This is a genomic window from Skermanella sp., from assembly GCF_059503625.1.
This window is the reverse complement of record NZ_JCACHA010000136.1, coordinates 1-3,737: the sequence shown is the minus strand read 5'-3', so window position 1 is coordinate 3,737 and position 3,737 is coordinate 1. Positions and strand designations below refer to the sequence as shown.

The window sequence follows — 3,737 nt, the reverse complement described above, 5'->3', positions numbered from 1 at the left end:
CGCCCGATTCCGTCGAGTCCGACTGCCACGCCGCCGTCAGGAAGAAGATGCCGGTCACCACGAAGACGACGCCCTTGGCGCTCAGCCCGATCCGCCCGATCGGGCAGATCAGCTTCATCGTCCGCTCGTCGGCCCGCAGGTAGCGGCAGAAAGTCAGCTTCCACGCCTTCATGAACTGCCCAACCGCAGCCCCGAGAACCGCAACCCCGACGATGCCGACCATCCAGCGCCCGAACGGCTGCGACAGCAGCCACGCCGTCCAGTCCTGGGTCCCGTCCTCGCTCCCCGATCCGGCGCCCTGCCAACTGAACACCAGCGACAACGCGAAGAACGCCAGCGCCACGTGGATCGCCCCGCTCGCCAGCAGACCGCCCCTGACCACCATCCCCTTCGCGTCGCTGCCGTGCCCGTCCAGGTCGAACCAGCCCTGCGCCACGCGCCAGACCGCATGCCCGACCAGCCCGAGCGCCACGATCCCCAGCAGGACCTTGCCGAACGGCTGAAAGAAGATTTCCCGGAGCGCGCCCTTGGTATCGATCGGCTGCCCGCTCCCGATCGCAGCCACCATGGCGAACCAGCCCACCAGCAGATAGACGACGCCCCGCGCCGCATAGCCAAGCCGCGCCAACCATTCGAAACGATCCGAGCTGTTCACGACAGCGCTCCCATCATTATGCTTAACGCAATCAAATCTGCCGCAACTCACCAAGCAGCGGCACCAACGCGCATCTTTCCATCGACTAACAATCAGCAACAACAATCAACCTATTTAGTTCCTCCTCCCGCCCGAAGACTTCGGAGTTCTCCAAGGAGGCACACTACGCCACCTATTTCCAAGCCCGGCCCAAAAGCTTTATTCTATCAAAGCTAGCAACCCCCAACCCACTCACCACAGCCAACCCGCAAAAAAGCCCCCAAAGCAAAACCCAAAAAAAGCCCCTCTCCCTCCGGGAGAGGAAGGGGCCCATGCGAAGCATGGGAAGGTGAGGGAGCACGCTGCACCGCCACCAACGCAACACCGCCAATTGAATTGACATTCCTTGGCAATCTTTGCCAAGATCACGCAACGGAGGTTTTCATCATGGCGACAATGAACGTTTCGCTTCCCGACCCCATGAAAGAGTGGGTAGAGGCGCAGGCGCAAACCGGACGCTACAGCAACGCCAGCGACTATGTGCGTGATCTCATCCGGCGGGATCAGGAGCGCGTGAGCAAACTGGCGGAGCTTCAAAGATTGATCACCGAAGGTCTGGACAGCGGCATCAGCGACCGCTCCATAGGTGACGTGCTGGAAGCCGCACGCAAACAAGCTGAAGCCGCACGGCACCAGTGAGCTACAAAACAACATGGCAAGCCGATCAGGACATCATCGACATCTACGTGCGAGGTGCGGCAGATTTCGGCGTCGATCAAGCTGAGCGCTACCACAAGGGACTGACTGCGGTTTTCGACAGGTTGGCGAAAAACCCCGATACGGCGCGCAAACGGATGGAGTTCATCCCACCCGTGTGCGGCTGCATCCTTATCATGCTCATATGATCGTATATGTCGAGCATGACAGCGGAATCCTTATCGTTCGTATCCTGCATAGCCGGCAGGATTGGGAGCGGCATTTATCCTGAACCTTGGCCTTGGCCTTGGCACGGGGAAGAGCATACGACTCCTGCTGAGCGGCCCAACACTGCGCCAACAGGTGAGAGGAAGATCATGACCAACCACGACGATGCCGGGCTGAGTGACGCCGCTCTTGCCAATCTGCGCCCGGTCACGCTGGCCAAGCGGGCGCGAGTCGTCGCCGGCCTGAGCCAGGGCGCTTTTGCCGATACATACGGCATCCCCATCGGAACTCTCCGCGACTGGGAACAGCGTCGAAGCGAACCCGACGCGACGGCGGTGGCCTATCTGACGGCGATCACCAACGATCCCGTAGCGGTTGCGACCGCGTACCGCAAATCCGCCGCCTGAAACCTGCGGCCTGAACCCCTCGAACGCGGCTGGAGACGACATATCATGGTCAGGGAAGACGACTATCTCCGGCTGCGCGCCGCCGAGGAAGATTTGGAAGACGTGCACCTTTACGATGAAGCGAAGGCCAAGCCGTCAGAGTTCATCCCGCTGGAACTGACCGAGCGGATGCTAAACGGCGAAAACCCGATCCGCGTCTATCGCGAATACCGGGGCTTCACGCAGGACCAGCTTGGCGCGCAGGCCGGAATCAGCAAGCCGTTCCTCTCCCAGATCGAGAACGGTATCCGCACGCCCTCGCTCGACACCCTCAAGCGACTCGCGGAGGTGCTGCGGGTGGATATGGACGATCTTGTCTGATTGCAGCGGCTGACGGCCCCTGCCCCGGCATTTGGGTAGACACGTTTAAGAGCGCCCTGGAACGTGCTATCCATGGTGATTGCATTGGCGCGAGGGAAAAGCACATGGCAAGCCTGATCCTGGCGGAAATGACCGCGAGCGTCTCCGAATTGAAGAAGAACCCCATGGGCACGGTAGCTGCCGGCGATGGTTCTCCGGTAGCGATCCTCAATCGCAATGAGCCGGCGTTCTACTGTGTCCCGGCCAAGGCGTTCGAAGCCATGATGGAACACCTGGAAGATCTGGAACTGAATGCCATCGCCGAGGCTCGCAAGGATCAGCCTGTCATCAAGGTCACGCTTGATGATCTTTGAGCTTGGATTCTGCCTTATGGCGCGACGCTATCCAATGGCGGGGAACCATCCGGCATTTTCAAGTTGATTTCCGCCAATTTCAACAAACCATCATTCTTACCGAGATCGCGTGCTATCACAAATTTATCTGCTTTCCGAAATTGATCGCCAATGGATCGCAAAGCAAGAACTTGCCTAAATTCAATTTCAAATATTGGCTCTTTTGCAAGATGCCTTGTTGTTGCTGCAACAAACAATCGACCCGGTGACAATGGCAGGACAACTTGCTCAATGATACCATTTGTCGCCCATATTTGTAGTGGGGTATCACCAAGCACTAAATCCAACCCCCCGGACGTGGTGTCAAAAACGCTCCATTGCAGGGTAGAGATCATAAGAGCTTGCTCGGATGAGATAGCTGTTTCAAGTATAGTCCGCATAACTAAATAGTCTTCAAATCCATCAAATAAGTCTTTGTACAAAATGGAAGCCTCTTCATCGTTCATCAACCTCGTAACACCGTTAATAGATCTAGGCCAACTCCTAAATTCATTCCACCAAATCTCTTTCGCATTCTTTTTGATGCTATCTACGGATTCAGGCCGACGCATATTTAACATAATTAGAAATCTGGAGAATTCTAATCGTTCTACATTTGATATAATAGATAAATCGCCATGAAGTAATTTATCACGAGTCTTTGAACTTGGCGTATCGAAGGCCTTTGTGAATATGTGTTTTTCCATGTAATATGGATCATCCATCCTCGACCATTTTATGGTATAGAGATCCTCTACAGAACCCAAAGATTTAAGGCTTTTACGTCTAGCAACTACTTTGTTGTATGGGCGGAAGATACTTGTAACAAGCCCATCACACCCACACCATGGACGCATGAGAAATTGAGGAAGCCAATGATGATTAAGAGGCTGTTGCATAATATTGAGCAAACTCTACTGTGCTTGTTAACAACCACTGATAGGGTTCATTTAAAATCTATTTCAGTTACTGAGCTTTCTCTTCTATGAGTCTTAAATTTTCTAAAAGCTCATCTGCCCGATACGATGTCAATTTCACTCG

The 3,737-nt window shown here is 54.9% G+C and carries 6 protein-coding genes and 1 pseudogene; 5 read left to right on the top strand and 2 right to left on the bottom strand.

The window, feature by feature from the left end; translation table 11 throughout:
* Positions 1-655: DUF1206 domain-containing protein (locus tag AC5JJ6_RS03680; protein WP_496040747.1), on the bottom strand; the 655-nt coding region annotated here is incomplete at its 3' end.
* A gap of 426 nt (positions 656-1,081) precedes the next feature.
* Here AC5JJ6_RS03680 and AC5JJ6_RS03675 point away from each other — a divergent pair.
* From AC5JJ6_RS03675 to AC5JJ6_RS03655, 5 genes and pseudogenes are all read left to right on the top strand, one after another.
* The gene (locus AC5JJ6_RS03675) at positions 1,082-1,333 is read left to right on the top strand and encodes a type II toxin-antitoxin system ParD family antitoxin (RefSeq protein WP_496040746.1); all 252 of its coding nucleotides are present in this window, start codon (positions 1,082-1,084) and stop codon (positions 1,331-1,333) included.
* Positions 1,330-1,622: pseudogene (locus AC5JJ6_RS03670) on the top strand (type II toxin-antitoxin system RelE/ParE family toxin). The gene AC5JJ6_RS03675 and the pseudogene AC5JJ6_RS03670 overlap by 4 nt, the downstream one beginning before the upstream one ends.
* A gap of 85 nt (positions 1,623-1,707) precedes the next feature.
* Entirely contained in the window at positions 1,708-1,965 is a 258-nt protein-coding gene (locus AC5JJ6_RS03665; RefSeq protein ID WP_496040745.1) for a helix-turn-helix domain-containing protein, read from the top strand.
* A gap of 45 nt (positions 1,966-2,010) precedes the next feature.
* Positions 2,011-2,325, top strand: coding sequence for a helix-turn-helix domain-containing protein (locus tag AC5JJ6_RS03660; RefSeq protein ID WP_496040744.1), 315 nt, complete (start codon positions 2,011-2,013; stop codon positions 2,323-2,325).
* Positions 2,326-2,429: 104 nt separating this feature from the next.
* Positions 2,430-2,678 (top strand): type II toxin-antitoxin system Phd/YefM family antitoxin, encoded by a 249-nt coding sequence (locus AC5JJ6_RS03655; RefSeq protein ID WP_496040743.1) that lies wholly within the window; start codon positions 2,430-2,432, stop codon positions 2,676-2,678.
* Positions 2,679-2,692: 14 nt separating this feature from the next.
* Here the strand turns inward: AC5JJ6_RS03655 and AC5JJ6_RS03650 are convergent, their stop codons facing one another.
* Complete coding sequence (locus AC5JJ6_RS03650; RefSeq protein WP_496040748.1) at positions 2,693-3,595, bottom strand: DUF4238 domain-containing protein; 903 nt, start codon at positions 3,593-3,595, stop codon at positions 2,693-2,695.
* Between the last annotated feature and the right edge of the window lie 142 nt (positions 3,596-3,737).

Coding starts and splice junctions, on each gene's coding strand:
- AC5JJ6_RS03675 (WP_496040746.1), top strand. CDS start 1,082: ATGGCGACAATGAACGTTTCGCTTCCCGACCCCATGAAAGAGTGGGTA.
- AC5JJ6_RS03665 (WP_496040745.1), top strand. CDS start 1,708: ATGACCAACCACGACGATGCCGGGCTGAGTGACGCCGCTCTTGCCAAT.
- AC5JJ6_RS03655 (WP_496040743.1), top strand. CDS start 2,430: ATGGCAAGCCTGATCCTGGCGGAAATGACCGCGAGCGTCTCCGAATTG.
- AC5JJ6_RS03650 (WP_496040748.1), bottom strand. CDS start 3,595: ATGCAACAGCCTCTTAATCATCATTGGCTTCCTCAATTTCTCATGCGT.
- AC5JJ6_RS03660 (WP_496040744.1), top strand. CDS start 2,011: ATGGTCAGGGAAGACGACTATCTCCGGCTGCGCGCCGCCGAGGAAGAT.